Source organism: Streptomyces sp. NPDC033229 (assembly GCF_055576875.1).
In genome coordinates this window covers 1-25,843 of record NZ_JBVIQR010000051.1, presented here as the reverse complement: position 1 = coordinate 25,843, position 25,843 = coordinate 1, and the positions used below count along the sequence as shown (strand labels likewise).

27 protein-coding genes and 3 pseudogenes are annotated in these 25,843 nt (G+C 69.1%); 12 read left to right on the top strand and 18 right to left on the bottom strand.

All coding sequences use genetic code 11. The features are described from left to right. Positions 1 to 324 precede the first annotated feature (324 nt). Positions 325 to 498 (bottom strand): annotated as a pseudogene (locus ACZ53N_RS31220) (IS3 family transposase); the annotation flags it as partial. Positions 499 to 713: 215 nt separating this feature from the next. Between ACZ53N_RS31220 and ACZ53N_RS31215 the strand changes: the two are divergent. Continuing rightward, positions 714 to 974, top strand: coding sequence for a hypothetical protein (locus ACZ53N_RS31215; RefSeq protein ID WP_469144176.1), 261 nt, complete (start codon positions 714 to 716; stop codon positions 972 to 974). A gap of 47 nt (positions 975 to 1,021) precedes the next feature. Next, positions 1,022 to 1,282, top strand: a complete 261-nt coding sequence (locus ACZ53N_RS31210; protein WP_469144175.1) for a hypothetical protein — start codon at positions 1,022 to 1,024, stop codon at positions 1,280 to 1,282. Between the two features lie 32 nt (positions 1,283 to 1,314). Here the strand turns inward: ACZ53N_RS31210 and ACZ53N_RS31205 are convergent, their stop codons facing one another. Both ACZ53N_RS31205 and ACZ53N_RS31200 read right to left on the bottom strand, forming a co-directional pair. Next, complete coding sequence (locus tag ACZ53N_RS31205) at positions 1,315 to 1,602, bottom strand: hypothetical protein (protein ID WP_469144174.1); 288 nt, start codon at positions 1,600 to 1,602, stop codon at positions 1,315 to 1,317. A 447-nt stretch (positions 1,603 to 2,049) separates the two neighbouring features. Beyond that, complete coding sequence (locus ACZ53N_RS31200; RefSeq protein ID WP_469144173.1) at positions 2,050 to 2,391, bottom strand: peptidase inhibitor family I36 protein; 342 nt, start codon at positions 2,389 to 2,391, stop codon at positions 2,050 to 2,052. A gap of 289 nt (positions 2,392 to 2,680) precedes the next feature. Here ACZ53N_RS31200 and ACZ53N_RS31195 point away from each other — a divergent pair. Beyond that, a pseudogene (locus ACZ53N_RS31195) lies at positions 2,681 to 2,746 on the top strand (hypothetical protein); the annotation flags it as partial. Between the two features lie 234 nt (positions 2,747 to 2,980). Here the strand turns inward: ACZ53N_RS31195 and ACZ53N_RS31190 are convergent. Beyond that, positions 2,981 to 3,220 (bottom strand): annotated as a pseudogene (locus ACZ53N_RS31190) (transposase); the annotation flags it as partial. Between the two features lie 598 nt (positions 3,221 to 3,818). On the opposite strand from ACZ53N_RS31190, the gene ACZ53N_RS31185 reads away from it, so the two are divergent. Further along, on the top strand, positions 3,819 to 4,148 hold the full coding sequence (locus ACZ53N_RS31185) for a hypothetical protein (protein WP_469144172.1): 330 nt from the start codon (positions 3,819 to 3,821) through the stop codon (positions 4,146 to 4,148). A gap of 171 nt (positions 4,149 to 4,319) precedes the next feature. Here ACZ53N_RS31185 and ACZ53N_RS31180 read toward each other — a convergent pair whose 3' ends face one another. Both ACZ53N_RS31180 and ACZ53N_RS31175 read right to left on the bottom strand, forming a co-directional pair. Further along, a complete protein-coding gene (locus ACZ53N_RS31180) occupies positions 4,320 to 5,216 on the bottom strand; it encodes a ParA family protein (RefSeq protein WP_469144171.1) in 897 nt (298 codons plus the stop codon). Further along, complete coding sequence (locus tag ACZ53N_RS31175; protein WP_469144170.1) at positions 5,213 to 5,530, bottom strand: hypothetical protein; 318 nt, start codon at positions 5,528 to 5,530, stop codon at positions 5,213 to 5,215. The genes ACZ53N_RS31180 and ACZ53N_RS31175 overlap by 4 nt, the downstream gene beginning before the upstream one ends. Before the next feature lie 88 nt (positions 5,531 to 5,618). Between ACZ53N_RS31175 and ACZ53N_RS31170 the strand changes: the two genes are divergently transcribed. Continuing rightward, on the top strand, positions 5,619 to 6,434 hold the full coding sequence (locus ACZ53N_RS31170) for an alpha/beta hydrolase (protein WP_469144169.1): 816 nt from the start codon (positions 5,619 to 5,621) through the stop codon (positions 6,432 to 6,434). On the opposite strand, the gene ACZ53N_RS31165 is transcribed toward ACZ53N_RS31170, so the two are convergent. Then, entirely contained in the window at positions 6,431 to 7,759 is a 1,329-nt protein-coding gene (locus ACZ53N_RS31165; RefSeq protein WP_469144168.1) for an XRE family transcriptional regulator, read from the bottom strand. The two genes, ACZ53N_RS31170 and ACZ53N_RS31165, sit on opposite strands and share 4 nt — an antisense overlap. A 251-nt stretch (positions 7,760 to 8,010) precedes the next feature. Here ACZ53N_RS31165 and ACZ53N_RS31160 point away from each other — a divergent pair, with 251 nt between their 5' ends. The 4 genes from ACZ53N_RS31160 to ACZ53N_RS31145 all read left to right on the top strand — a co-directional run bounded on the left by ACZ53N_RS31160 (position 8,011) and on the right by ACZ53N_RS31145 (position 9,512). Continuing rightward, positions 8,011 to 8,355 (top strand): DUF6415 family natural product biosynthesis protein, encoded by a 345-nt coding sequence (locus ACZ53N_RS31160; RefSeq protein ID WP_469144167.1) that lies wholly within the window; start codon positions 8,011 to 8,013, stop codon positions 8,353 to 8,355. A gap of 10 nt (positions 8,356 to 8,365) precedes the next feature. Continuing rightward, complete coding sequence (locus tag ACZ53N_RS31155) at positions 8,366 to 8,821, top strand: hypothetical protein (RefSeq protein ID WP_469144166.1); 456 nt, start codon at positions 8,366 to 8,368, stop codon at positions 8,819 to 8,821. A 111-nt stretch (positions 8,822 to 8,932) separates the two neighbouring features. After that, positions 8,933 to 9,223, top strand: a complete 291-nt coding sequence (locus ACZ53N_RS31150; protein ID WP_469144165.1) for a hypothetical protein — start codon at positions 8,933 to 8,935, stop codon at positions 9,221 to 9,223. Then, the gene (locus ACZ53N_RS31145; protein WP_469144164.1) at positions 9,216 to 9,512 is read left to right on the top strand and encodes a hypothetical protein; all 297 of its coding nucleotides are present in this window, start codon (positions 9,216 to 9,218) and stop codon (positions 9,510 to 9,512) included. The genes ACZ53N_RS31150 and ACZ53N_RS31145 overlap by 8 nt, the downstream gene beginning before the upstream one ends. Positions 9,513 to 9,587: 75 nt before the next feature. On the opposite strand, the gene ACZ53N_RS31140 is transcribed toward ACZ53N_RS31145, so the two are convergent. From ACZ53N_RS31140 to ACZ53N_RS31100, 9 genes are all read right to left on the bottom strand, one after another. Then, positions 9,588 to 10,073: a hypothetical protein gene (locus tag ACZ53N_RS31140; RefSeq protein ID WP_469144163.1), complete on the bottom strand. Its 486-nt coding sequence runs from the start codon at positions 10,071 to 10,073 to the stop codon at positions 9,588 to 9,590. 276 nt (positions 10,074 to 10,349) lie between these two features. After that, a complete protein-coding gene (locus ACZ53N_RS31135) occupies positions 10,350 to 10,547 on the bottom strand; it encodes a hypothetical protein (protein WP_469144162.1) in 198 nt (65 codons plus the stop codon). Between the two features lie 482 nt (positions 10,548 to 11,029). Next, the gene (locus tag ACZ53N_RS31130; protein ID WP_469144161.1) at positions 11,030 to 13,252 is read right to left on the bottom strand and encodes a hypothetical protein; all 2,223 of its coding nucleotides are present in this window, start codon (positions 13,250 to 13,252) and stop codon (positions 11,030 to 11,032) included. Beyond that, complete coding sequence (locus tag ACZ53N_RS31125) at positions 13,249 to 14,322, bottom strand: hypothetical protein (protein WP_469144160.1); 1,074 nt, start codon at positions 14,320 to 14,322, stop codon at positions 13,249 to 13,251. Before ACZ53N_RS31125 ends, ACZ53N_RS31130 begins: the two co-directional genes overlap by 4 nt. A gap of 106 nt (positions 14,323 to 14,428) precedes the next feature. Further along, the gene (locus tag ACZ53N_RS31120) at positions 14,429 to 15,838 is read right to left on the bottom strand and encodes an energy-coupling factor transporter transmembrane component T family protein (protein WP_469144159.1); all 1,410 of its coding nucleotides are present in this window, start codon (positions 15,836 to 15,838) and stop codon (positions 14,429 to 14,431) included. Between the two features lie 5 nt (positions 15,839 to 15,843). After that, positions 15,844 to 16,119, bottom strand: coding sequence for a hypothetical protein (locus tag ACZ53N_RS31115; protein WP_469144158.1), 276 nt, complete (start codon positions 16,117 to 16,119; stop codon positions 15,844 to 15,846). Position 16,120: 1 nt separating this feature from the next. Next, complete coding sequence (locus tag ACZ53N_RS31110; protein ID WP_469144157.1) at positions 16,121 to 17,107, bottom strand: C40 family peptidase; 987 nt, start codon at positions 17,105 to 17,107, stop codon at positions 16,121 to 16,123. Positions 17,108 to 17,305: 198 nt separating this feature from the next. After that, on the bottom strand, positions 17,306 to 18,937 hold the full coding sequence (locus ACZ53N_RS31105) for an FtsK/SpoIIIE domain-containing protein (protein WP_469144156.1): 1,632 nt from the start codon (positions 18,935 to 18,937) through the stop codon (positions 17,306 to 17,308). Positions 18,938 to 19,203: 266 nt separating this feature from the next. Continuing rightward, a complete protein-coding gene (locus ACZ53N_RS31100; protein WP_469144155.1) occupies positions 19,204 to 20,292 on the bottom strand; it encodes a coiled-coil domain-containing protein in 1,089 nt (362 codons plus the stop codon). Between the two features lie 1,010 nt (positions 20,293 to 21,302). Here ACZ53N_RS31100 and ACZ53N_RS31095 point away from each other — a divergent pair. The 3 genes from ACZ53N_RS31095 (at position 21,303) to ACZ53N_RS31085 (ending at position 24,297) form a co-directional block, all read left to right on the top strand. After that, positions 21,303 to 21,572, top strand: a complete 270-nt coding sequence (locus ACZ53N_RS31095) for a hypothetical protein (RefSeq protein WP_469144154.1) — start codon at positions 21,303 to 21,305, stop codon at positions 21,570 to 21,572. A 284-nt stretch (positions 21,573 to 21,856) separates the two neighbouring features. Beyond that, positions 21,857 to 22,510, top strand: coding sequence for a hypothetical protein (locus tag ACZ53N_RS31090; protein ID WP_469144153.1), 654 nt, complete (start codon positions 21,857 to 21,859; stop codon positions 22,508 to 22,510). A 617-nt stretch (positions 22,511 to 23,127) separates the two neighbouring features. After that, positions 23,128 to 24,297 (top strand): ISL3 family transposase, encoded by a 1,170-nt coding sequence (locus ACZ53N_RS31085; protein WP_469144152.1) that lies wholly within the window; start codon positions 23,128 to 23,130, stop codon positions 24,295 to 24,297. Here the strand turns inward: ACZ53N_RS31085 and ACZ53N_RS31080 are convergent. Together ACZ53N_RS31080 and ACZ53N_RS31075 are read right to left on the bottom strand one after the other, a co-directional pair. Beyond that, complete coding sequence (locus tag ACZ53N_RS31080) at positions 24,233 to 25,342, bottom strand: hypothetical protein (protein ID WP_469144151.1); 1,110 nt, start codon at positions 25,340 to 25,342, stop codon at positions 24,233 to 24,235. The genes ACZ53N_RS31085 and ACZ53N_RS31080 overlap by 65 nt on opposite strands. Further along, positions 25,288 to 25,623: a DUF2637 domain-containing protein gene (locus tag ACZ53N_RS31075; RefSeq protein ID WP_469144150.1), complete on the bottom strand. Its 336-nt coding sequence runs from the start codon at positions 25,621 to 25,623 to the stop codon at positions 25,288 to 25,290. The genes ACZ53N_RS31080 and ACZ53N_RS31075 overlap by 55 nt, the downstream gene beginning before the upstream one ends. Positions 25,624 to 25,843 lie beyond the last annotated feature (220 nt).

The following is a 25,843-nucleotide window of genomic DNA, read 5'->3' as shown; positions in this document are numbered from 1 at the left end:
TTACTTCTCGTCCGCGACATCCCTACCTCACATGGCTGAGGCACGCTCCCCGTATTGCGAGAGAGTTGGTTCGTCGTATAGAGGGGGTAGCCATCCCGCGCCGGTGCTACACCTGCTGTAGCACCGGCGCGGGAAGCACGACACCGGCGCGGGAAGCACGACACCGGCGCGGGAAGCACGACACCGGCGCGGGAAGCACGACACGGCCCTCTGTCCATAGCCGAGGGGGATCTGCCGACGACCCATGTGTCGCCGTCTTCGTCGGTCTCGGTGATGGGCGTCCCTGGTAGTTGGGTCTGATGCAGGTTCGGGTGACAGGTTGAGTCACGCGGCCTGGAGGGCCGGTGTGGTCATGACGGTCTCGAATTCGACGGGGGTCAGTCGGCCGAGTGCGGCTTGCCGGCGACGGCGGTGGTAGGTCCGCTCGATCCAGGTCACGATGGCGATCCGTAGTTCCTCGCGGGTAGCCCACTTCCTGCGGTCGAGGACGGGACGGCGGCGCCTGGCTCGTCGCACCCACCGAGAAAAGCAGCCAGTACGCCAGGGCTCCTGATAACCCGCGCGCCTCACATTTACGCAAGGCAGCAGCGGCGAAGGTACCGGGCCAGGATGAGTTCAACGATGGTGCATTCAAGATGATCTCTCATCAGTCATATCTTTGCACCGCCCATCATCGCTGCGCGCTACCGTCGAGTGCCGCGATGGGAGCCGTCGTGAGGCGAGTCCACCCAGACGGCGCATCCCGGCCCGGCCCGTCAGGGGACTCTGTTGCTTCGCACCGCCCCACCCTGGGCCTCACTCCTGCAGCTGACGGCGCCTTCGCCAGACGGCTCCTGGTCCTCGTCGTCCTCCTGGTGGCCGGCGCCCTCGCCTACCTCGCGCACCGGTGGCCAGCGGTGGTGGCCCCGCTGACGCTCGCCCTGGTCGGGGTGACGGTCGTGGTGACGGCCGTGGGCGTCATCGTCAGCCGGTGACCGGCTCTGATGCGGCACCGGGCGGCTGCCACCGGGAGACTGTGCCGGTGACTACACCGACGCGTGACCGAGACCGCGGCCTGGGCCGTGGCGTGCACACCCTGATCCCCGCCGACGAGACGACGGCCACCTCCCCGGCGGAACGGGCGCGGGCCGCCCTCGCGGCGGCGCAGAGCGTCCGGGTGCCGGTCGTCGTGCTGGAAGCGGTCGCGGGTCTCCTGGAGGAGCTGGGCCGCACGACCGACGACGACGAGACCCGCGCGGCCGTCGAAGAGACCCTCTCCTACCTCCAGAGCATCACCGGCTAAGCACGCGCAATGGCTTGCTTTTCCGCTAGCGGCTAAGCAAGCCATTGCGTCCGCGAGCCTGCGAGCGGGCCCGTACGCCGCCAACTGCCCTGTGAGGCGGGGGCAGGGCGGGCCCGGCCGGTCCCAGCAGCCCGGTCGACGGCGGCCAGGAGCGCCGGATGCCACCCCGCGGCGGCCAGCTGGCGGTCGCAGGTCAGCCCGGCCCCGGCGAGCCCGGCGAGCTGTACCCGGTGCTCGACGCCCTCGGCCCATGCCGCGAGCTGGGCCCGCCGCACCTCCACCCGGGCGGCCAGCGCATCGGTGCTCTCCAGGTCCAGCACGGCCTCCTCCGGGCGGCCCGCCGTCCCCGCCGGGACGTGCTCGGCCAGCGCGGCCGCGGCCCGGGTGACGGCGGCGAGCAGACGTGCGGCGCGCTCGGCGTCGGGGACGACGGGGCCGCGCCGGGGCCGCGCCGGGGCCGGGGGTCGCTGGCCTGCACTCAGCCTTCGCCCACATGCAGGCCCTCGCGAAGTGCGCGCGCTGCTCGTCGACTCCTTCGACGACCCGCAGCCCAACAGCCGAAGCGGGGGCGCCCGGAGCCATTCCGGGTGCCCCCGCTTCGGCGTGCTGCCTGGCGCTCCCGCCCGCCACGGGGGTCATTGGCGCGACGGAAAGACAGCACCGCACTCCGTGCGGTATCCCGGACTTCGTCCCGGGCATCCGGGCCACTCCGTGGCCCAGGGCCAACTCCGTTGGCCTCGGGCTCGGATCGCTCCGCGAGACATCATTTAGAACCACGAATTGACGGCGAACGGAATACTGCTAATTGAAGCATGCGCACGTAGAGTCACGGCCCGGCCTTGATGGCCGACGTTGCAGTTGGGATCTTCATAAAAAGTCCATTCCTTGTCAGTTTCGTTAATAATCGAACGCGCTGGAAGCGGCGTTGCGCCGCAAGAAGGCCAGCTCCATGGACTGTAATCTTTCCTATTCCCCTCGAAACCCTCCTGATCCCAGAAGCAGACGGAACCGCTTGGGCATTCCGGGAAGGCGTCGCTAACCTCCGCCGACGCACCTGCGGCCGGGATCAGTAGCAGACATGTGAGCGCAGCAACAGTAAAAATTCTCATACTGACAGAATAGCCAAGTTTGGTCCGGTGAGCTTCGTCAACTCGGCCGCCGATCAGGTGAAGTCCATGGGCGAAGTCGTCTGGTCGAGGCCTCAAAGATCGAGGTCGGCACCGCGTCAACCCTGACCCCACTTGTGCCTCCCCTCGTAGTGTGGAGATGTCCGCTATTGATCAGAAACGCTTGTGATTCTTGGTCGTTGAGCTGGGCGTGAGTGATCTGGTGGGGGACGCCCGGAATCTGTGACCGGCAGCGCAGGAGGTTCTGCGGCTGCGGGCGGTAGCCGCGTTGGTGGCGGGGCGTGAGCGTGAGGACGTCGCGTCGGTGTTCGGGGTGTCGCTGAAAGCCGTGGACAACTGGTGGGCAAAGTGGCAGGCCGGAGGCCGGGACGCGCTGCTCGCGCGGTCGCGCGGCCGTCCGGTAGGGGTCCACCAGTTCCGCACGGTTGAGTCGGCGAACGGCGGCCAGCACGTATGTGGAGTCCGTCCGCACCCGGCCCCGCCGCTTCACCAGCCCAGCGGCCACGAGGTGATCGACCATCACGGCCAGCAGACGGTCCGCCCGGTCACCTTCGGCCATCCGGTCCCGGAACTCGCTCAGCACCGAGTAGTCGAACCCCGGATCGTCCAGATCGAGCCCGAGACAGTACTTCCAGTCCAGACGGCAGCGGACGGCCTCGGCAGCCTGCCGGTCGGTCAGGTTCTCGGCATACTGCAGCACCGAGACCATCGCCAGCTGGGCCGGCGAAAGCCCCCGCCGCCCATCCACCGGGTACCAGCCGGCGAAATCGGCGTCGGTGAACAGCACGTCCAGCCGGTCCCGCACCCACATCGCCGCCGTACCGCGCGGATTGCTCGCCCTCGCCATCCGCACTGTCAACGACGGGATCACCCGCCCCGGACCCTCTCCCATGGACATCGCGATCACACCTCCGACGCCCACCCGGCCCCCTGTACCACCACAGCAGACACCGCGCGAACTGCCTAGACCCTACGACGAATTCAGACCAAGACCCGAAGATCACCAACAGCATCCGTGATCCAGAGCCACGATTCGCACGTCGCCGACATGCCACGAACCGCTGCTCCTGGACCTGCTCCAGGTGCGCTCCGCACAGTCCGACTTCCCCGTCGCCGAGCGCGTCACCGGCCGCCGATGCCCCAGCTGCCAGGCGACCCGACCCGAGCAGTGGACGGAAGCCATGCGAGACCACTACGGCGAATGACGGCGCCGTGCGAATGCTGCGCCCCGCCCTCTCCGTAGTTCCACTCCAACCCACTCCACCCTCATCGAGCACCAATCAGCGCACGACTGTCCCGAGCACTCGACACCGCTGAGCACACCACGTCACCGAAGCCCTTCAACACGAACAGCCACCCTCGCCCCCGGCCACCGGCCGGGGGCTTCGTGCTTCCTGGAGGAGTTCACCGTGCCCACCTACGAGGCCCTTCCCCGCTTCACCGCCGACCTGGACCGCCTCACCCCCGAGCAGCGCCGCCGCTTCCGCCAGACCGTGGCGGCCTTCGTCGACGACCTGCGCACCGGCCGCTTCCGCGCCGGCCTCCGCGTCAAGCGCGTCCAGCGCGCAGCCAGCCGCCCGACATCGAAGACGAACCCCGGTGGGGCGCAGGGCCGGCCGAGACGGCCGCGGCCGCACTCGCGGTGGCCCTGGCCGCCTACGGGCCGGGGACGTACGCCCGCGTCCTCGCCTCCGGACAGGTCACCGCCGGCCTCCCGCCGACGGCGGCCGTGCAGGTGACCGTGCGTTGAACGCCCGCCCTGCGCCCGCTGTCGGACCGTCGCGGCCCCGGCGCCGCGGGCTCGGGAACGGGTGGAAGGGCATCGCCGCGGGGCGTTGACCAGGACAGCGAAAGGGCCCGGCCACCCAGAGGTGGTCGGGCCCTCGCGTCGTTTCCATTGGAAACAGCGGTCAGGTGCGGTCGGGGAATCCGATGCTGGTCATCAGCTTCCGGTAGTCGACGGCCGGCACCGAGTTGGGCAGGAGAATAGGCAGGGGGCAGCAGTCGTCGTACAGCTTCTTGGCGTCGGCCGAGTACCGGACGTACGGCGTGAGGATGTCGCCATACAAGGATTCGGCGAGTGCCGTGGCCTTCCTGGCCGAGGCTTCGGTGTAGCTGGCGGTCGGGGTGCCAGTGAGGATCAGGTGGTTGACCGTCGGGCGGCCGGGGACCGACCTGCGGAGGCGGTTCTTCTCCCGAACGCGGTCGAGCTCCTCGAACAGCGGGACCAGCAGCTTGACGTCCTTCGGATCGGCACGGACCGACGGGATGACGGAGTCGTCCTCGTCGAGCATCCGGATCACGGAGTAGACCATCTTCCCGTAGCTGGCCGGGAAGTCGAGCCAGAAGACATCGTCCTCGTCACCGTCGTAGCCGAGCAGGATCTCGGCGAACCAGTCCTGCCGGTCCGCGTCCTCGGCGATGGCGGTGTCTGCGGTGGACATCTCCTTGCAGCTGGGTACGACGCGCAGGCCGGGGATGTAGGCGAAGGCGTCATCGTCGTAGCCGTCGCCAATGCGGTAGCGGGCCGGCAAGGCGACCTCGTCCAGGGTCGCGGTTCCGTGGATGAGGTCGAGGACGGTCTTCCGTCCCTTCATGGCCTCTTCGTCGTAGCCGAGGATCGTGGTCGTGGACCGGTTGGCGTCGAAGTCGAAGATGGTGCCCGGGTACCCCCGCAGGGCTGCCTCGGTCGCCATGGAGGTGGCGCTAGTGGTCTTGGTGGAGCCACCACACTCGAGGATGAAGGCGTAGATCTTGGGGTGGCGCCGCCCCCTGGGGCGGAAGCGGGGGTCGACGGTGCGCGTCACGCGTTCTCTCCTGTGGTGTCCGAGCCCAGTTCCTTCTTCTCCCACGCGGTCTCCGGGGCGTACTGCGCGTGGTCCTGCAGGAGGCGGAGGTAGCCGACCTCTCGGCTGCCCCATGAGTGTCGGCGGGCGGCGGTGCGGAGCTCGGCGGCGGCGAGAGCGCTCGCGAAGGCGGCGAGCCGCTGGAGTTCGACGTCACCCGAGTCCTGGACGGCGTTGAAGTAGGTGCCGGCGTTCTGCTCGTCGAGGCCGTGGCGTTCGGCTCGGCGGAGCCAGACCAGGGCGCGCTGCTGTGCGGCGGATTGCTGCTGCGGCATCGGCACCCCCCATGCTGAACAGGCCCCTGCCGGAGGATTCCGCCGACTGCTCTGGGTTGTTGTGCTGGGGTCGCTACGCTCCGGGCTCATGGCTGAGCTGGAGACGACGTTCCCATCTCTCGACGGCACCGTGCTGGTAGGCACGGTGACCGTCCCGGAGGGGGCCGCCCGTGGGTTGGCGGTCCTGGTTCACGGTGCTGGTGTGACCCGTGAGGAAGGCGGGTTTTTTGCCCGGCTTGCCGCGGGTCTGGCCGGTGCCGGGTGCCGGTGCCTGCGCTTCGACCTCCGCGCCCACGGGGCGAGCGGTGGCCGGCCGGAGGAGATCACCATGGCCGGTGTCGCCAACGACATCCGCGCCGCGGGTGATCACCTCCGTGCGGCCAGCGAACTCGACCGGCCGGTGCACGTCATCGCGGCGTCCTTCTCTGGCGGCGCTGCAGCGCTCCATGCGGCGCACCGGCCGCAGGACGTCGGGCGCCTGGTGCTGCTGAACCCGCGGTTGGACTACCGCGAGCGGTACATCACCAGCCGGCCGTACGCCGATGACCGGGGCTACCTCTCGGCGGAGGCCGCGACGGCGCTGGAGGTGCAGGGGTTCACCGAGCGGAGCCCGTTCGAGCTGGGCAGGGCCCTGCTCAACGAGGTGCACTTCCTCGACCCGGAGGCCATCCTGCCCGCGGTCGGTGCCCCCACGTTGTTGGTGCACGGCACCCGGGACACGTTCGTACCGGTGGAGTCCTCCCGCCGCTACCTGCCGCTGTTCGGCGGCCCGGCCGAGCTGATGGAACTCGACGGCGCCCAGCACGGGTTCGCCGTGCACGAGGACCCGCAGTACCTGCACCCGCAGTCGCAGGCGTGGCAGGCCGAGGTCATCGAGCGCGTCATCGGGTTCCTCGCCGGTTAGACGGGCAGGGCCGTCAGTGCCTGTCGCAGTTCCCGTACGGCAGCGCGGCGGGCGTGAGGGCGGAGCACGGCGACGGTGCGGCGGAGTTCGCCGAGGGCCTGGCCGAAGTGTGGTGCGGCGGCGAGTTGGAGTGCGGACAGGCCGGTGGTGGCGGCGGCGTCGGGTTCGCCGGCGGCGGCAAGGGCTCCGGCGAGGTGGGCGGTGAAAAAGGCGCGGTCCCGTGGGGCGAATGCGCCCGACAGGTGCTGTCGCAAGAGGGTGACGGCGCGCTCGGGCTGGCCGGCTTCGCGGTGACAGATCGCACTTTGGGCCATGAGCCGGTCACGGTCGTAGCCGGCGCACAGCGGGCCGGTGCAGGTGGCCGGTTCGGCGGGGGCGGCTTCGTTGAGAGCATCGTGGGCCTGGTCGAGGGTGCGGGTGACCAGATCGGGCGCGGTGCCGGTCAGCGCCATGGCGCGGGCTTCCTGCTGGAGCGCTTCGGCGCGGGCGCGTGGGGGCAGGGTCCAAGGGCCGTGGACGGCGGCGTGGGCGAGGTCGCGCATGCGGGCCGCGTCGTCCCGCTCGGTCGCCTGGGCTTTGCGCAGCAGAACGTAGGCGTGCATGGGGCCGTCGCCGCTGAGGGTGGCCCACTCGATGGCCCGGTCATGGAAGAACGTGGTGGTGCGCTGCGGGGCGCCGGCGTCCCGGTGGAGCCAGGCAGTGAGTTCCGCCGCGCGGGCGCCGACGGCTAGGAGGTCACGGCGGATGGCGGGGGAGGCGTCGCGGGCGATCTCATCGATGGCGCCGAGGATGCCCAGCGCGACGGGGAGAGCATGGCGGGGGCCGGTCCGGCCGTCGGTGCGAGCGACCTCGTCCAACGCGGCGCGTAGGTGGTCGATGAGGTGGTGGTCGGCGTAGCGGCGGGCGCTGGTGACGGCGGCGGCCAGGTGATCGAGCGCGGAGGCGTCGAGGAGCGGTGGGGCGCCGGCCAGGGCACCGCCGAAGAGCGTACGGCGGCATCCCGGATCCTCCCGGGGACCGCGGTCCGGACCGGCCGTTGGGGGCGCCGTGGCAGTCAGGTGCTGCTGGGCAGGCCGGAGAGGGACGAACCCGAGGTCTTCGAGCGGCATGCCGAACATCGTTTGCAGGATTCGGCGCGCGACCTTGTTGGGCCAGCCCGGGGTGGGTGACTCCCACCGGCGCACCTGCCGAACGGTGATGGTCGCCGGTTCGCCCAGCGCGGCGGCGTAGCGTTCGTACGCGGCGGCGACGTCGGCTTGCGCGTGCCAGCCGCGCTGTAGGCGGGCGGCGACGAACAGCGCGTTGCCCGGGTGGTGGGACGGCATGAGTTCCCCCGGCGGCCGGTGTGTGGAGGGCCCTGACGGTACTCCCGGACGTGATGCCACGCGATGTGTCCTGCGATATGACCTCGTGCCCTCGTCGGCGTCGCGGTGCACTGGGCGGCGGGGCCAGGGCCTCCGGCCCCAGCCCGTCCGCGACGAGAGGAAGAACCGCTGTGACCTGCGTACGGAGAGGAATCGGTCCGGCCGCGCCGAGGCGCTCCGCCGCTTCGCCCTCACAACCGTCTTTGCAGCTCATGCCGATGATGGTGGGTGAGCTGCCTCCCCTCGATCTGGTGACCATCCGCGCGACGGCCTGTCGCGCCGTCGGGGGCCGCCGGTCCGTACCCGGGCCCCAAGAGGTCACCGAGCTGACTGCGGCGCTGCGGGAGCACCTGGAGCAGATGCTCCCGCACGCCCAGGCCCACGCCGACCAGATCGCCCCTGGCACAACGGCCCGGGAGCAGTGGCAGGCCCTGATCAGCCGGGGCCGCGCCGCTGCCACCGCCCTGCCCGACCGGCAGGGACGGGCGGCGGCCACCGTGCACATGGCCGAGCTGGCGCGCGAGGCCCGGTTCCTCGCTGACTGTCTCGACGAATAGGCCCCGGACCGTGCCGAAGACCCCTTCCCGGAGTGGCTGGGTCTCGCTGGCGGAGCCGGATGCGTCCAGGCGCCGGCGGTGGATCACCGCACGGGACCACACCCGGTGGGCGGCATGCGGCGTGCACTGGGACGCGGTGGCCATCCGGCCGATGATCCTGGGACTGACGGCACTCAGCCGGATGCGCCTGCCCCGCCAGCGCGGCTACCCGGTCCTCGCCGACTACCTCCGTGATGAGCTGTACGTGATGGTGCAGGCCGGCACCGGCGACGCATGCGCCGGCCTGCCCGGCGTTCGCGTCCTCACCCGCGGCCACCACCTGATCCTGCCGCGCACCGAGCACGGCTCCCCTGCGGCCGACTGGCTCAGCCCCCCGCGCGAGGACCCGCCGCTGTGCGTCCCCGCCCCGCGCCTGGCCCGGCAGATCCACGCCCTGACCATCCCCGGAGCGGCCGCCGTCTCATGACCGCCGGGGCCCTCGAAGGTCCGAGCGCGCACCGGGTGCTTCCCGTGCAGCCGGTCGACGGCGGCCGCCGCGAACGGGCACACTCGGAGCAGACAGAAAGGGGCCCGCGCGATGACCGCACAGCCGATCCACCCGCACGAGCCGGAGCGGGTGCCCCGCAACGCCGAGGGCATCGCGGCCGCGCTGGACGGCGGCCGCCGCATGGAGTTCTACCGCGAGCTGCTGGCCGCCGCCCCCGAAGAGGCAGAGGGCGTCCTGCGCCGCTGGTGGTGCGAAGCGATGCTCGACACCGACCCGGCAGGCGACCGGATCACCGCGGCCGCGCTGGACGGAACACTGCCCACGACCACAGTCGCCGACCTGATCGAGCGCCGCCGCGCGGCGGGCCTGCCCGTTGAGTGAGCCGTACGACCAGGAGCCCGAGGGCCTGCCCTGCGTGCTGTCGGAGGAAGTCACCGAACTCCTCATGGACCCCGGCCTGCCCGGCCCGGTGTTCAGCGCGATCGTGGCCGCCACCGTCGTGATCAACGAGACCTCCGGCCAGGTGCCGGTCAGCACCGCATCAGCCCGGTGGCCGCAGCAGCGGCGCATACCGCTCGGCGCCGACGGCTCACTCGGCATCGCCGAGTACGTCATCGTCGCCGACGCCGACCCGCCACACATCGTCCTCACCCGCATCCAGCTCTACTGACCCGCCCGAACCGAAGCCCGGCGAGACACCCGTCCGCCGGGCTTCGGCGTTCGCGGCCGCAGCGCCGCACGGAGCCTACGGCGACCCCTCTTCCTCACTACCGCGGCCGGGCAGGATCAGGGGCCAGACGGTCCACCCAGGGGCCGGGTCGACGTCGGTCGAGCCGAATCGCCACTCCCCGCCGTCCGCGCCGGCCGCGCCGTCCGCGCCGGCCGCGCCGTCCGCGCCGGCGGCGTCGTGCGCGTCCTGGCGGGTCAGGTGCAGGCTCACCGGCCGCACACCCCGCAGCAGCAGGTAGACCCACCGTGCGGCGGCGCCGCCGGTAGCGCGGTCGAGAGCCACCCGCAGCGTGTCCACCTGCCGCTCAGCATCCTCCGCCCGCGCCATCGCGGCGGACAGGCACTTGCGCTCCAGCTCGTACCGGCCGTGCCAGTCCTCGGCCTCCGCCTCGTAGGTGTCGGCCGCGGCCTCCGCCGCAACCGTGGCCGCCACGGCCGTCTCGGCCGTCGTCTCGGCCACCGCCAGGGCGGCGTGCAGCTCGCGCACCCGACGGGTGCTCATGATGCGGATCATCGGCAGAACCCCGTCCCGTCGATCGGTCCGCCCCCGGCGGACCGCCGGGCCTCCCGCACGTACCGCGCCACCGGATTGGCGCCCGTAGGGGCATGGGTACGATCTCGCATAGGGATCTCCTCCTGGTCTAGTCAGGAGAGGGACTCCAGGCCCCGCCCGGTGTTCCACCACTGGACGGGGCCGCCCTCACTTTTGAGTTGTGGGGCCGGGCTGCCCCGGCTCCCCGTCACGCCCGGCCCCGAGGGCCGGGCGATCAGGCGGCCATCAGTTCAGGCCGTCGTACGCCACGGTGTTCGTGGCCCGCTCCTCCGGGGTGATCTCTGTCGCCCACCCCTCCGGCGGCTCGGCGTACGGGCTGCACTCGCCGCACGCGGCGCATGCCCACCGCCCGTGAATCCCGTGGACGATGTTCCCGCACCCCGAACAGGAGTCCGTGGTGTAGTACGTCGAACCGTCGGTCATGCGATCACCCCATCCGGTGGTTCTACTGCTGCTGCGCGTACCCGCTCTGCCACGGGCACTGAGAACAGTTCATCTGGCCGTTCGGCCCCTGGATGACGCTCGCGCCGCAATCCGGGCAGTTCATGATGCCCCCTTCCGAGCCGGTCCGTCCGGCTCCCCGTCACGCCCGGCCCCTCGGGGCCGGGCGATCAGGCAGCCGTCAGGCCAGCCGCGTCAGGAACGCGATCAGATGGTGATCCCGAAGATCAGCTTGAGGTCCCGGCGGGCGATCTCCTGCGGGTCCTGCGGGTCGGCTTCGGTCTCGCCCTTACCGACCCTCCCGCAGTTCCACTTCCTCGCCGTTGATGGTCATGTGCTGGCCGCCGTGCACGACCGTGCCCTCGTTGCCGCAGAACCCAAAGATGTGCTTCGTACCCATGACGTTCTCCTTTGTCAGTCCGGCGAGATCCCGGGCGGATATCCGCCCTCGTCCGCCATCGGAATCAGAGCAGACGTGAGTAGTACTGCTTGAGTCGCTTTCCGGTTTCCATATCGATAGCTGTCCGGTCCGGGTGGAACTCGATCGTGCGGTGCGGGGCTCTGGCGTCCGGTTTCCAGTGGGGTCCGCCGACCATGATCTTCAACCGGACGGGCTGATAATGATCCTTTACCGGGACCTTCACTTCCAGCCGGATCGGCATAGGAAACTGCCCCGGCTTGAGAGGCTGCGTCTCCTCTTTCGCCGTCTGATCTCCCGAATCGATACGGACGATTTTCGGCTTGTCTTCCCAGTTTGCCGAAGCAGACAGGACAACAGACCGGCCGTCCTTACTCCACTCTGCCGAGGATTTCGTCTTGACTCCGTCGATGTGTAGCTCTACGACGGACACGCCCTTGTAAGCGGCGGCTTTCTCCTGGCGGTCCTGGCGCTGCTGGTCGTCTTCTGCCTTCTGCCACACGCCTGCGGACGCGATGGCCAGGACCGCGATCGTGGCGACGTAGGGCCAGGTGCGTCGGCGCGGTCGTGCGGATTCATTGCCACCGTCGGAGGCCGGCGGGTGCGTGGGCGGGGGCGGCTGGGGTGCTCCGTGCCACGTCGGTTCCGCGATGTCGGTCGCGGGCTGCTGCCACCATTCGACGTCCTTTCCCATACGGGCGACGGTAGCCCGGAGCCGCGCGGCCTGGGCGGGGTTGCCGCACAGTTCCGCTACCCGGACTTGGGTAACTAGCCATGAAATGGCCTGATTTGAGTTAATTCCGTGAGCGTTGATGTCCTCGCGCTCGCCGATGGCCGCCATTTGAGCAGCTTCATTGCAGCGGCCCTCCGTCGCGGCCTGGATTACGTCCTGGTGCCGCGTGTCGATGACGTTCGGGGGCATCTCCCAGCCCCAGTCACCGTCGGTGGCGTCCTGCTCGATGTGTGCCTCCGCGTCCGCGAGGCTTTCGCCGTCGCCGACGTGGTCAAGGTCGGGGCCGAACTCCGTTTCCGGTTCGGTTGCGAGTTCCAGAAGTTGGGTTTCGTCAGCCGCTTCTTCGTCGTACACGGCGGCTACGGCCTGCTGGGCTTTGCGGCGCCGCGAGGAGGTGTCGGTGAGCCGGGCTTCTTCCTCGCTCAGGACGGTCTGGACAATGTCGATGTAGTCGGGGCCGACTTTCCAGACGGCTTGACCGGGGTCGAGCGTCGGGATTCGGTTCACCGCCCAGGCGGGCAGGCCGAGGATTGCGCCGACGATGGCCGCTTCTTCCGGGCCGAGGCGTCCGACGTGGGCGATCTCGCACAGGCGCGCCAGGTCTTGCGCTTTGCCGTCGCCCTGGTCGGACAGGGTGTGCATCACGACGTCGAGGGAGAGCCCGAGCCGGCGGCTGTATTTCAGCAGCCGCTGGATCAGTGCGCTCGTGGCGGGGGAAAGCAGGATTTGCCACGCCTCTTCGAGCACCAGGTGCCGGTGGACGGCGGTGGACTGGCGCAGCCATACGTGTTCTGCCCAGCACGTCACTGCGGCCATCAGTGAGGGGATGGAAGGGCTGTTGCGGTCGAGGCCGGAGAAGTCGAACGAGAGGATCGGCAGGTCCGTCTCCGGCAGACTCGCGCCCTCGCCGTCGAACAGGCCGCGAAGACTGCCTTCGGTGTAGCGGGAGAGCGCAATCGCAGGGCCCTCTCCCCACTCGGCGAGCCTCCTCGCGGGCCACCTGCCGTCCTGGGGACGAACCAGCGCGTCCACCAACCCGTGCAGCGATGTCGCCTTCGGGTGGTTCAGGGCGTGTTGCAGCGCGTGGGTGGACTGGGGGCCGAGCGCGGCGGGTTCGACGGCGGCGATCAGCGAGCGGATGAGCTGCTCGCGGACCTCGGGCGGGAAGAGGTCGCTGCACGGGTTGAGGGTGAAGTCATTGGCCTTGATGACCCGGCCGCTCAGATCGTGGGTGAGCTGTGCCCACTCTCCGCTGCTGGTGTCCTCCCCGAGGGAGTCGATGACGACGTACTGATGGGCGTGGTCGAGGATCTCGCGGCGGGCCCGCACCTTCGCGGTGGCGGACTTGCCGGAGCCCAGACCGCCCAAGGCCAGGCTATTGGTCGAGGGCAGGACGGCGGCGTCCGCGAGGACGGGGGAGAGGTGGAAAGGGCGGCCGTCCAGTAGGGACCGCCCGATCGGGATGCCGGGGAACCGGGCGCTGGAGGCGACGAGCGGCGCCGTGATCGCGGCGTGGGTGGACGGCAGACGGATCACAGGATCGCTCCCTTCCGTGTGGAGGCTCCGTGCGGGGTGGTCATCAGGTGGGCGCGGTGCTGCTGGCCCGGGAGCCAGTCGAGGTGGATGCGGTGCCGGTCGGCCGTGAGCGAGGCCTGCCAGCGGGCGTCCGTGACGGTCTCGGGACTGTCGCCCCACACCGTTAGGTAGGCATCGAGGTCCACGAGGGTCGCGCCCTGGACGAGCGCGCCATGCGTGGTGCTGGAAGCGATCTCGTGAGCGTCCTGCTTGACCTTGTCGGTGGTGAACGCCTGCGCCGTGGCGCGCTGCCATTTCGCCGACCGGCGGGACTGCCCTGCTGGCAGCGGCCGGTACAGCACCGCCAGTGAGCGATCGGAGTCCTGTCCCAGCAGCAGCCGGGGCATGAGGTCGTCGTCGCTCTCCTCGGGCCAGGCGGTGATCCGCGCGGTCGAGGCGTAGCGGCCGTCCTCCAGAGCTGCCCAGCCGGGGCCGCGGTCGGTCACGGCCGGGAGCGGTTCGGGTGCCAGTGGCGTCAGGGCGCCCAGCGCGGCCAGTTCGCTTTCCAGGGTGTCGAGGATGCGGGCGGGCTGACCGATCAGTCCCTTGGGGATGTGCACGGACACTGTCTGGGTGTGGTCGGTGTGCTCGCCGACTGTGGCGTGGTGGGTGACGTGGACCTGGATGCCGGCGGTGCGGGCCTGGCCGCCGGCGAACGACAGGGTGCGAGCTACGGCGCCGTGGAACGCCGCCCGTCGCTGCGGGTCCTGCATGGTGCCGTGCTCCGGGTACAGAGTCCAGGTGCGGGTAGCGCCCGGACGGGCGAACACCGCGTCGGGCGCCGTCTTCTCCCGCAGGTGCCGGTAGCCGACGGCCGCCCAGCGGGCGATCGAGCGGGGCCCCGGTGAGGCGTTGAGCAGTGCCGCAGCCGCGCCCACCGCGCCGAAGCTCCAGACGGGCGGCGGGGTGATCATCGCCGACAGCAGGACGGTTCCCCCGACTCCGGCGTTGATCTTGGTCAGCAGGGTTTCGGCAGGGCTCAGGCCGCGCTGGACGGCGGGAACACGGAAGCCGGGGGTCAGGGAGTACACGGAAAAGCCTCCAAGGAGTAGGCCGTGCAGCGCGGCTGGCCCCGGCATCGCTGTGGCCGCCCAAGGGCGGGAACACGGAAGCCGGGGGCCAGGCACGCGAGTCGTTCTAGGGGTTGGACGGGGGCCGGTTGGGTGCCGGTCGCGGATTCGGCGCCTGCGGCGCCCGGTTGGGTACCTGCCACGGATTCGGCACCTGGGGCTTGGGTACCTGCCACGGGTTCCGCGCCGCCTGGGGCTGCCGGTTGGGCGCCGGCTGCGGATTTCGCGCCTGGGGCTGGGGAGCGGGTGACTGGGGCTGCTGCCGGTTGGGTGCCAGCCGCGGATTCGGCGCCTGCGGCGGCCGGTTGGCTGCCTGGGCTGCCCGAGCCTGTTGGCGTGCCTGGGTGAGCTGCGCCGTGCGGGCCGAACGTTCCTTGACCTGGTCGACGGCGGAGGCGGTTGTCAGCTGTCCCGGACGCTGCTGCGTCTTGAGGCCGTAGGCAGCGAACAGCACGCCCTTGTCCTTGTGCATCGCGCGGCCGGGAGTGTCCACCGTGCGCAGCATGCGCACGGAGTTCTCCCGCTCGTAGACATCCGGTACACCGGCCCGCACGACTCCCCGGACGAACCGGTTGTCGGTGTTGCGTTCCACCAGGGTGCGGGTGGCGCGGGCCACCCGGGGGCCGAAGTAGGGCACGCCGTGGAAGATCATCCGCAGCATGAGCACATCTGCGGCGACCAGCAGGGCGCTGTCCACTACGAGCGATCCCTTGGCCAGCTCCACGAAGGGGGACACCAGCAGCAGCGCGAAGGGGGCGAACATCAGCCCCAGCAACCGCATCGCCCACTGCTTGACCGCCGTCGTGTCGCCGCCGCGTGCCAGCGACGCCAGCACCAGGGGGGCCATGCACACGAACGCCAAGATGCCGAGCTGGCGCATCATGAACACGAGCACCGCGAATCCGAGGGCCACCACGAGCGCGGAGACGATCAGCAGGATCGCCAGTGGGTTCCCCGAATCCGCCCCGTGCTTGAGGTCTTCGCGGATGGTGTTGAACAGGGTCGAGGTGTCGCTGTCGAACGCGGTCATGAACGCTTGGCTCACGGCCGTGTTCAGCAGCATCACGACTCCGGGCACCGATGCCATGCCGGCGACGGCCGCCAGCGTCCACCCGGTAGAGGCCCCCATCTGCCGCATGCGGGGGGCGCCCTGCCAGGCAGTCAGGCCACACACGACGACCACGCACACGAAAATGGCGACGGCCAGGTGCTGGCCGAGCCACAGGAACGGTTCGAACAGTGCGCTGTCGCTCTTCTCCGGCGCCCAGGCGTGATCCGGCGCCACCAGCTTCTCGATCTTTTTGATGAGCCAGTTAGCCAGTTCCTGGACGTGTTTGGAGGCGCCGTGGGTGATGTTGCCGTCTCCGCCGCTGCCTCCGCCGCCGGGATGGCCGGGAGCCTTCGGGAGAGGCTCCCCCTCTCCTCGGCAGTACTTCCGGCCTTCTCCCTTGATCAGGTCGCAAGGATCTTTCGGCATGACCCTCAGCCCTTGGCGTCGGTGACGGTTGAGAAGAGGGTGTCGCCGTACAGCGCCAGCACCACCGCGACGAACAGCGTGCCGATCGCCATCGAGCCCTTACGCAGCGCGCCCTGGGGGTCGGCGGAAAGCTGGAGCAGCATGCGGACGGCGATTACGGCGATCACGGCCGCAATGCCTTTGGTCACCAGGCCGCCGCCCGTGAGCCCGATGGTGTCAAAAAAGTCCTTGAAACCGTTGCTCATGTCGACGGGCTTAGCGAGGATGTGCAGCTTGGACATGTCATGTCTCCTTGTTGTGGTGGGAAATGGGGCGGGCGATGGCGAAAAAGTCGCTCATCGATTTCAGAGGGCTGAAACGGACCTGAGTGCCCGGCCGGGGCGCGTCGAGGATCCACCCGCCGCCGACGTAAATGCCCACGTGATGCAAGCTGTTCGGGCCGCTTCCGTAGAAAACGAGATCCCCGGGCATTGCCTCGTCGGGCTTGACGGGCTCCGATGCGGCGTACTGCTCCGCCGCCGTGCGGGGCAGGGAAATACCGATCCGCGCGTAGGCGTACAGCGTGAGACCCGAGCAATCGAACCCCTTCACGGCGGCGCCAGAGCTTCCGTTGGGTGAGCAGCACGTTCCTGCGGTGGGGCCACTTTCGCTGCCTCCGCCCCACGAATAGGGGGTGCCGATCATGTCTTGTGCCGCGTTGACGACTTCGGCGCCTTGCTCCGCCGTTGTCATTTCTCCGCCCGGTGCAGGCTTTCCAGCGATTGCCACGATGGATTTCACGTAGCCCTGTGTTTCCTCGTACGGAGGTATTCCGCCGTATTTGAGGACGGCTCCGCTTCCGGCGTTGTACGCCGCGAGCATATTGCTTTGCTTGTCGCCGGGTACGTCTTTGACTTCCTTCGCCAGGCTGCACAGGTATTTGGCTGCTGACGGGATCGCGTCCTCGGGGTCCCAGACATCGCGTTTGCCGTCACGGTTTCCGTCGATTCCGCTGGATTCCCAGGTGGACGGCATGAACTGTGCTATCCCTTGCGCACCAACCGGCGAAGCTGCCTTCGGGTTGAATTGGGATTCCGTTTCGAGAAGCGCGGCAAGAAGATTCGGGCTCACCTCCGGGCACGTTCCGCCCGCGTCGGTTATCAGGCGCTTGTAGGCATCGGGAACGGACACGGACAGGCCGGAGCGCAGCGCCTTTCCCGCCGGCGTGTCACCGGCGGCTTGGACGAGCGCGGCCACGATGACGGCCGCGGTGGCCCCGAGGCCGATCACCCCTCCTACGGCAGCAGATCTCACGACTCCCCCCCCTTTCGTTCAGTTTTTGGTGTTATCGCAGGTCAGCACCGTCTTGGGTACCTGCTGGGTACCTGCTGAGCATCCGCTGGAGACTCGGCGTCACCTGCCGGACAGCGGGCCCTGTGGCGGGCCTCAGCAGGTGGCCGGCGGACTCTCAGCGGGTGTCTGGACGAGTCAAGAACCGGACATAGCGGCGGTCAGGTCGGCCAGCCAGTAGCCGCGGACGACGCCCTTCTCGTCCTTGCCCGGCGAGACTCCCAACAGCTTTGAAAGCTGCTTTCCGCGCTCACTGGGACGGGTTTCCGTGATGCCGAGGGCCGGGGCCAGCCCAGCACCCGGGATGAACTCGACCCCTCGGGCCCTCATCAGGTTCACAGCCTGCTTGAGTGGGCTTTCCGGCTTGCTTCCGAATTCCTTCTCACGCCGACCGTACACCTCGTCGACGACTCCCCAGATAAACTCATCCGTGAAATCAAATCCCCGGATGAGAGTGGAGGTCCCGTGCGCGAACAGGACGCCCTGCCCCTTGATATTGGAGTCAAGAAGTGCCGGGTTGATCGGGGCAACCGTCTCGAAATACGTGTCCCCCAAAGCGACCTTCGCAGTTCCTTCCGACGCCACGTACAGGCACATCCGGTACAGGAACTGATCCCGGACCATAACCGGGATTGCGTTCTGCGCCGGACGCTGCGTCAGCATCACCACGGAAATACCCGACTCCAACGCCTTCGCAACCAGAGATCGCACCTTTTCCGCTACCCGCCGGGCCTGTTCCTTTCCGGCGGACGTTCCGTCATCTGCGAAGAAGTCAGCCGCCTCATCGACGATGAAAAACACCGGCTTGAATTTCGGTGCGGGTTTCCGGTTCCGGATGGCGTCCTGGATTTCTACGTAACGCCTCCCGACACGGCCGTTCAGCTCATCGGCCATGTCTTCCATGACGGCCGGGCTGTCGGACGCCTCGTAACGGGTGGCGATTTTCTCGAACCTGGTCAGCCCACAGTGTTTTCCGTCGAGAAGGTACAGATCGAAATCTTCGTAGGCGATCAGCAGACACGTAATGAGTCCGTTGATCAACGTGGTCTTTCCCATTTGAGTCATGCCGCCGACCAGCAGCGAGGCTTTGTCGAACGTCGGCACGCCGACAAGCTCACCGACGACGTCGTGCCCGAAAGGAACCCCGCCGAATGCCGCGATCTCCTGCCGGGACGGCGCCGGGAAAGGCCGGCTGAACGGCGGCTCATCAAGCACCAGCAGTTGCACCCGACGCTCGTTCTGACGGCTCCGCTCCAATTTGGTGTGCATGCGGGTGACGCCGAAGGTTCCGGCGACTTCACCCAACCGCTTCTCGACGTGCGCGTACGTACGCCCCCTGGGCATCAGGAAGTCATACATCACGCCGGTCTGCACCGGCGTGATGACGGCCTCGTCGGCGCGGATCACCTCGTCCCTGCCGATGGCGCCGGCTGTGGTGAGCGCCGCCGTCAGCTCCGGGTGCGCCTGGACGGCTGCCTCAGCACCGTCCGCGACTGCGGCCGACTGCTGGTTCAGCGTCGTCACCTCCGCGGCGGGCTGCGCGCGACGCGCCCACAGCCGCTGAACGCCAGTGCGGATCTTCCAGGCCAGGAAGCCGAGCGCGACCAGCACCCCGGCGGTGAGCAGCACGGTGGCCAGCCAGGACAGCCCAAGCTTGTCCTTGATGGCGGCGAGGACACCGAACACGATGGCCAGACCGCCGATCGCGCCCGCCATCTGCCCGTAACTGTCCTCATGATCACGATTTTCGGGCGGTCGTCTCTTCCCCACGCCCCCTCCTTCATGTCGTGGGCCCGCGATCGTAACCGACCGGTCACGCGGTTTCTGCGGGTTTTCGTGGTGCTCTGTGGTGCTGTGGTGCTCTGTGGTGCTCGCCGGGTCTGCTTCCTGGGTCTGCGTACGTACCGTGCGCTCGTCAGGTCACTCACTGGCTCTGCACCGTCCGTCGACTGCGTGCTGTGCTTCCGGCAGTCGCAGCAAGAGCCAGCCCGTACGGGGTCGGGCTGGCCCTCACTGGTGGTGCCGGACACGTGTGTTCAGGCGACGTCCGCGCCCTCGGGCTCCTCGCCGCTGCTCTTCTCATTCGCCAGCAGCGCGCCCCAGGCATGGCGAATGCGCTCCTCGCTGCCGACATAGCCAGCGCGGCGGAAGGCGTCGCGGGCCTGGCGGTAGGACATCGGCGGGTGCTCCGCATAGCGCAGGTACCGCAGCACCACATTCACCTGACCACCGGTCAGTGGCTCACCGGGTACCGGGACCGGAACGCGCGCAACTGCCGCGAGTTCCGCGATCGTGACGGCCCGTGCCCCCGGGTGTGCCGGTGTGCCGGGCGGCGTGCCGGTTGCGTTCGGCGGCTCGTTGACCTGCGTGTCTGTGGCGTGCCGGTCGATGGCGACCGTGCCGGACCCGGCCGCACCCGCCAGGCCGGGCAGGGCAGGCGCCGCCGGGGTCCACTGCCCCAGTTCCGGCAGGCGGATCGCCGCGACCGAGGGAGGCAACGCCTTCTCCGCGACCGTTTGCGCGGTGGCCTCCGCCTGTTCGTACAGGTCCTCGGTCATGGTCTGCTGCGCCTCCAGCACGGACAGGCGGTAGTCCGTCTCGGCACGGGCCACCCGCGCGTTCAACTCTGCGGTGAGCGCCAGCAGCTCGATCCGCTGCACGGCTTCGGCCTCCATCTCCTCGAGTTGGTCCGCCACCTCCTGACGCCGGGTGGCGATCGTCTGCCGGGTCCTGTCCGACACCCGCCGGCCTAGCGACGGCAGGACGATCCACCAGGCTCCCTTGGTCGCGACGATGGCGAGCGGGGTGAGCACCACGGCCAGGTCGAACCTGTCGCCGGCCCCGGTCAGGATCAGGTCGGCGGTGGGAATGGCGGCGTTGATGGCTGTCAGGGCCAGGCCGGCGACCTGCACGCGCCGGGCGCGGGCCCGGTTGCTGCCGGCCTGGATCTCCGTGGCCTGGAACACGAGCCACAGGGCGTCGAGGGCGCCCACGGTCGGCGCGGCCCACAGGCCGAACCGGGGGTCGAGGATCTGATAGCTGACGGCCATGGACAAGGCGGCCACCCCGACGGTGACCGCCCCCAGGATGCCGAGCACCATCTGGCGCGGCGTCCGTTCAGACACGGGCGTGCTCCCTTCTTGTACCGGGTGGAGGTTCAGCGGGTCATCCAGAGGCAGATGAGGCCGATGAGCGGGCTGGTCATTCCCAGCAGGTAGACGAAACGCATCGGTTGTCCTCCGTGGGTTGGGACGGACGGAGTGCCCCGGACCGGGCTCGAACCGGTCTGCGTCCAACGGGGCCCGCGATCTTTGCCCTTGTCTCACCGCGCGTACGGATCACTTGTCCGCCCGGCAGGGGCGGCATGGGAGAAGGTGCGTAGCTAGTCACGCGGCAGGGCCTGCGGCTTGTCGCAGTTGCCTGTGCTTCCGACGGCCGCTCTTCCCGTGTGCAGGCTGCGGTACGTCCTCTGTGGAGTTGGGAAAGATCAGCGCCTGCCTTTCAGGACGCCATTACGCGTTGCCCGTCCGGGGCGGAAGGTGTTGACGGAGGCCGTGTCCGGCTCCCTCATCCGGCGCCGCCCAAGGGAGGCGGTTCCGGGTGGGGGAGCCGGGTCCGAAGACCCGGCTCAAGAGAGATCCAGCCGGGGCTGCACGCCGCAGTGGCCTGCCCCCGAGGGGGTGCACTTCTGCGATGCGACAGGGGCCCCGGAAACGGGTCAGCGGCTGGCGAGGTGGGCGGGTGCGGCCGAAGTGTTCGCGGGCCGCCACGCAATGCCTGGCGCCATGTGCGGGGGCTGCGTCACCATCAGCGCACCCCCGTCCCGTTGCACGCGGTGCAGGAGCGCCACGTCTGCCGGATGACGGTGCCGTCGTTCTCCGACTCGGTCTCGCCGCGTGCTCCCTGGCATTCGTCACAGGTTCGCGGCTGGTACTGACTGATCACGCCGATAGGCGTGCCGGTACGATCCATGACGGATCGCCTCCCTGGTTGTGTCAGGTAGGTGGTCTAGGCCCCGGTACGGTGTTCCACCACCTGCCGGGGCCGCCTCGTTTCCGGGGCTGCACCACCATGACATAGAAAGCACCGGCAGTGCGATAGCAATACGGACGGTGCTTTCGATATGCTGTGCCGCGTGACCGAGATTCCAGAAGAGCAGCAGGCGGCCGCCCTACGCGCCGTCAAAGACGCAGGCGAGCGTCGGGCGATACTGCTGAGGCAGGCTGAGGAGATCCTGACGACGGAGATCAAGCCTGCGGCGGTGAATGCGGCCCGCCTCGGTGCTGGCCGGAGCCGCATCCGCCAACTGGCGGGCGTCGGCCCCGGCGTGCTGTACCGGTGGCTGGGCGAAGCCGGCATCCCCGTGCGCGACAAGAGCGCACCAACCCGCAAGGGGAAGCAGTGAGCGGTTCGGGAGGAACTCCCTGCTGGACGCCCGCGTCGTCCACTCCTCACAACACCGGGCTACTGCTCTTCGCTTCGGTACACAGACGGTGACCGGAACACCCTGACAGGGTTACGCTCTTGCCTCACCACTGATCCAGAACACGAAAAAAGCCCCGCCGTGGGTAACTCACCGTGAGTGCCACCTCACGGCCGGCGGGGCGACCAAGACAGGTCTGTTCGCGAGTGTAGCGGCGGTATTCCCGTCTCTCCACCTCACGCGGCGGGCCGAGGAAGGCACTGCACGTGATCGGCGACTACGACGACGCCAGCGACGACAGCCAGCGTATGGAGCTGCTCCCGCCGGACAACGGAGGGTTCCACAGCTCGAACCTGCTCGACTGGGTGCCACTGTGCCCCCAGCTCAAGGACTCCGCGATCCGGCTGTACTGGATCTTGCGGGCACTCGTGATCGAGAAGTACGGGCCCGTTCGGAAACTTACCCTTCGCCAGCTCTGCTACCTCCTCCCTGCTAAACCGGTGGAACCGGGGGAAGCGGTGAAGCCGTCGAGTCTCTCGCGCGTCCGTGGGCTGCTGGCCGACCTCACGGCGGTGGGACTGGTGACCACTCCGGAGGGCAAGCGAGTCAAGACCAGTTCCCGCGCTCTCGCCTCAGGGGCTGCCCTGCGCCTGCGCATCAATGACCGGCCATTCCCGGGGTACCTGGGGCCCCGCAACGCGTTTGCCGCACTCGACGCCATCAAGGCGCCTGCCGAGAAGACCGCGCAGGAGGAGGCCCGCAAGGAAGCCGCACGGGAAGCCGCACGGAAGGCCGCTCGCGCTGCGGAAAGCGCGGGTCAGAAATCTGACCCGCATTCGCGACCTGACCTGCAAGAACGCGTCCTCCCGCTCAGTCCTCCCGCTCAGCGCCCACTCCCGTCCGTCCATCCGTTTCTGTAGAGGTAGGCGCACCCGAAAGCGCAACGGACGGACGGACGGGGGCGACGTCGATCACGATCAGGAGTCCGCACCGGGCACGAGGATGGCCAGGGCAGCGGCTGACGCTGCGCCGTCCGCGCCGGTGGTGATGACAAGGGGGGTGGAGCTGCTGCTTGCGATTGCGGCAGAGCGCCCGGAACTGCTGCTGATGGGGAGCACGCTTCGGGACCAAGGCGAGGAAGTGGCGCGGCGGCTGGCGCAGGGGTGGACGCGCGAGCAACTTCGGGAGGTGATCACGCGGCCGCTGCCGCAGCCGATCCGTACGACGGTAGGCGGAGTGATCTCCGCTCGGCTGCGGGCACTTCCTGATGTACCGCCCTCACGGGTGCCGCGCCTGCCTGCCCAGCAGGACGCCGGACGCTGGGAGGACCCGGGCACGCCGACACCGGTGCCGCTGTCCTGGGCGGAGCGCCAGGAGCAGTTGGAGGCGGTCACCCGGCGGGGGGCATCACCGCTGCTCGACTGCGAGGGAGACGGCGGCCTGTGCCCGCGCCTGGCCATTCGGGGACAGTTGATGTGCGGGGAGCACCTCGGGTGGGAACAGTGCCCTCGGGGTCTCGGTGAGCCGGAGTACAGTCTTGCGCCTGGTCAACGCGCTTCCCGAGCCGGAAGTACCGGCGCCGCGGGTGGTCGGCGTCGATGAGTACGCAACTCGAAAGGGCCGCCACTACGGCACTGTCCTGGTGGACGTCGAAACCCGCCGACCGGTCGATCTCCTTCCGGACCGGGAGGCATCCAGCCTGGCCGCCTGGCTCGCCCAGAGGTCTGGCATCGAGGTCATCTGCCGCGACCGAGCACCGTTCTTCGCCGAAGGCGCCGCCGCCGGCGCTCCCCAAGCTGTCCAGGTCGCGGACCGGTGGCACCTCTGGCACAACCTGAGCGAGGCCGCCGAGCGAAGCGTCGCCCAGCACCGCCGCTGCCTGCACGTCCTGACACCCGTGACTCCTGAACTCGAGCCGGCGACCGTTCCGACCGTGGATCCGTCGACTTCGCCCTGGCCACGCGGGCACCGGTTCGCCGACCGGACCCGGTCCCGTCACGCCGCGGTGCACGACCTGCGGAAGGCGGGGCACAGCCTGCGCTCGATCCAGCTGCAACTCGGGATGACCTGGCGGGCCGTCAAGCAACTCGCCGACGTGACGACGCCGGAGGAACTGTTTAACGGCCAATGGCAGAACCAGCCCTCCGTCCTCGACGACTACAAGCCCTACCTGGACGACCGCTGGAACGAGGGCTGCACCAACGCGTGGCAGCTCTGGGAAGAGATCGTGCCGCTCGGCTACAAGGGCAGCTACCAGCGTGTTCGCGCCTACCTGCGTGAAAAGCGCACCTCTCCACGACCGGTGACCGCCAGGCCGCCCTCGCCCCGAACGGTCGCCGGATGGATCCTCCGGCACCCTGACACCCTCTCCGAGGGCGAGCAACTCCAGCTCAAGGCCGTCCGGGCACGCTGCCCCGAACTCGACGTTCTGACCCGCCATGTCCGGTCCTTCGCGACCATGCTCACCGAGCGGCAGGGCGAGCGCCTGCCGGGCTGGCTCGACGCCGTCCGGCAGGACGACCTACCCAGCCTCCACACCCTCGCCGCAGGCATCGACCAAGACCGCGACGCCGTCATCGCCGGCTTCACCCTGCCCTGGAACTCAGGCGTGGTCGAAGGACATGTCAACCGGATCAAGATGCTCAAGCGCCAAATGTTCGGCCGCGCAGGATTTCGACTCCTCCGCAAACGAGTTCTCCTCGCGTGACGGAGAGTGGCCGCTGCACGGAAGCTGAGCCAGAACCGGAATCGGCGAACAAAGCCACCGTCGCCGTGTTCGTGATCGCCGCTCGGCCGCCAGCGCTCGTGTCCCTGACGCGGTGAGCGCGGCGCGGACAGCTGTGAGCGCGAGCGCGGTCTGCGGTCAGGATCCGGTGGGCGCGGAAGCGTGAGCGCCGCGCCGGGTAGCGCTCGGCGAGCGCCGGGTCAGCCGTCTCGACGTCCGTGCGCAGTCGCTGCGCTGTAGGCCGCGAGACCGGCTTGTCCGAGAGCCCGGCTTTGGTGAGCGCTTCGCGGATGTCCTTCCATTCCGGGCGGCGCTCAAGCTCGGTGAAGAGCTCACGCACCCGGGTGTGCCAACGCTGGGTGAGCGCCTCCTGTTCCTTGCGCCCCGTTCCACGGTCGAGCGGGTGAGCGCGCTCATCGGCCGAGGGGCGCTCATCTTCTTCGGCGTCGTGAGCGCCGGGGTGAGCGTCAACTTCTGCGGTGCGCTCGTCTTCGTGAGCGCCCTCGGGGTGCGCTTGAGCGCCAGGGTTCGGGCGCTCGTTCCCCTCGTGAGCGTGAGCGTCGGCGGGGTGGTCGCGCTCGTGGTCGTGAGCGCCGGTGGCGTGAGCGTGAGCGTCGGTCGTGAGCGGGTCGGGCTCGGTCTGCCCGGCGGTGAGCGCTTCGCCCTCGGATGCAGTGTCGGCGCTCTTGCCGACGGGTCGTGCGCTCGTGGCAGTGATCGTCGAGACGACGGTGCCGGGCGTCAGCTCGCCCATCTTAAGCAGCGTGCGCTCGCGCAGGGGAGCTTCCCAGCGCCACCACCGGTCCCACTTCTCGCGCATCTCGGCGCGGGCGAGGATCATCTCGCGCCAGCGCTCGAGTGCCTTCTCATAGGACGTCTCTTCCCAAAGGATCATGAAACGGCGGATGATCACGGTGGAGACGGGGGCGAGGATCCAGCGGGAGCGGCGGATGGCGTCCACCCGGCTGCCCGTCACCGCGCCGATGCGGGTGGCGTACACATGGCCGCCGATTTCGCTGAAGACCACCCACAGGAGGGTGAGGCAGGCGTGACCTGCCCGGGGAGGGTGTGGGCAGCCTGCCAGTTCAGGTACACGGTGGCGCCGGTCAGGGCGCGTGGGACCCAGAGCACCCACTTGAGCCTCATGTTGGTGCGGATCAGCAGCAGGCCCAGGATGGTGAACGACGGGATGGCCATGTCGATGCCGACCGGCAGCAGCCAGGGCCAGCCCCAGCCCCGGGCGCGGTTGGCCAGGGAAGTGAAGGAGGACAGCAGGCCCAGGATGCTGACCCCAGCCGCGCCCAGCACGCGGATGGTAAGCAGCAGCCATTCCGCTCGGGAGAGGTGGGGAACTCCGGTCAGTCCCAGGGCCTGTCGCTTCCTAGTTCGCGCTTCACGACGTGTTGTGCGGCGCCGCAGACGCGAGTCCTGAGCTTGTCTTTTAACCACTCGGACGGATGTGAAGTCGGGGGTGGCCCCGCCAGCTCCCCGCCAACCCGTCACCTCGGGGGTGCAGCGTCGTTCACAT

What these genes read in the sequence shown, in the direction of transcription:
- ACZ53N_RS31140 (WP_469144163.1), bottom strand. Translation starts at nt 10,073, where the DNA reads ATGAGCACCCGTCGGGTGCGCGAGCTGCACGCCGCCCTGGCGGTGGCC.
- ACZ53N_RS31135 (WP_469144162.1), bottom strand. Translation starts at nt 10,547, where the DNA reads ATGACCGACGGTTCGACGTACTACACCACGGACTCCTGTTCGGGGTGC.
- ACZ53N_RS31165 (WP_469144168.1), bottom strand. Translation starts at nt 7,759, where the DNA reads ATGCCGTCCCACCACCCGGGCAACGCGCTGTTCGTCGCCGCCCGCCTA.
- ACZ53N_RS31175 (WP_469144170.1), bottom strand. Translation starts at nt 5,530, where the DNA reads ATGCCGCAGCAGCAATCCGCCGCACAGCAGCGCGCCCTGGTCTGGCTC.
- ACZ53N_RS31160 (WP_469144167.1), top strand. Translation starts at nt 8,011, where the DNA reads ATGCCGATGATGGTGGGTGAGCTGCCTCCCCTCGATCTGGTGACCATC.
- ACZ53N_RS31200 (WP_469144173.1), bottom strand. Translation starts at nt 2,391, where the DNA reads ATGAGAATTTTTACTGTTGCTGCGCTCACATGTCTGCTACTGATCCCG.
- ACZ53N_RS31120 (WP_469144159.1), bottom strand. Translation starts at nt 15,838, where the DNA reads ATGCCGAAAGATCCTTGCGACCTGATCAAGGGAGAAGGCCGGAAGTAC.
- ACZ53N_RS31115 (WP_469144158.1), bottom strand. Translation starts at nt 16,119, where the DNA reads ATGTCCAAGCTGCACATCCTCGCTAAGCCCGTCGACATGAGCAACGGT.
- ACZ53N_RS31150 (WP_469144165.1), top strand. Translation starts at nt 8,933, where the DNA reads ATGACCGCACAGCCGATCCACCCGCACGAGCCGGAGCGGGTGCCCCGC.
- ACZ53N_RS31170 (WP_469144169.1), top strand. Translation starts at nt 5,619, where the DNA reads ATGGCTGAGCTGGAGACGACGTTCCCATCTCTCGACGGCACCGTGCTG.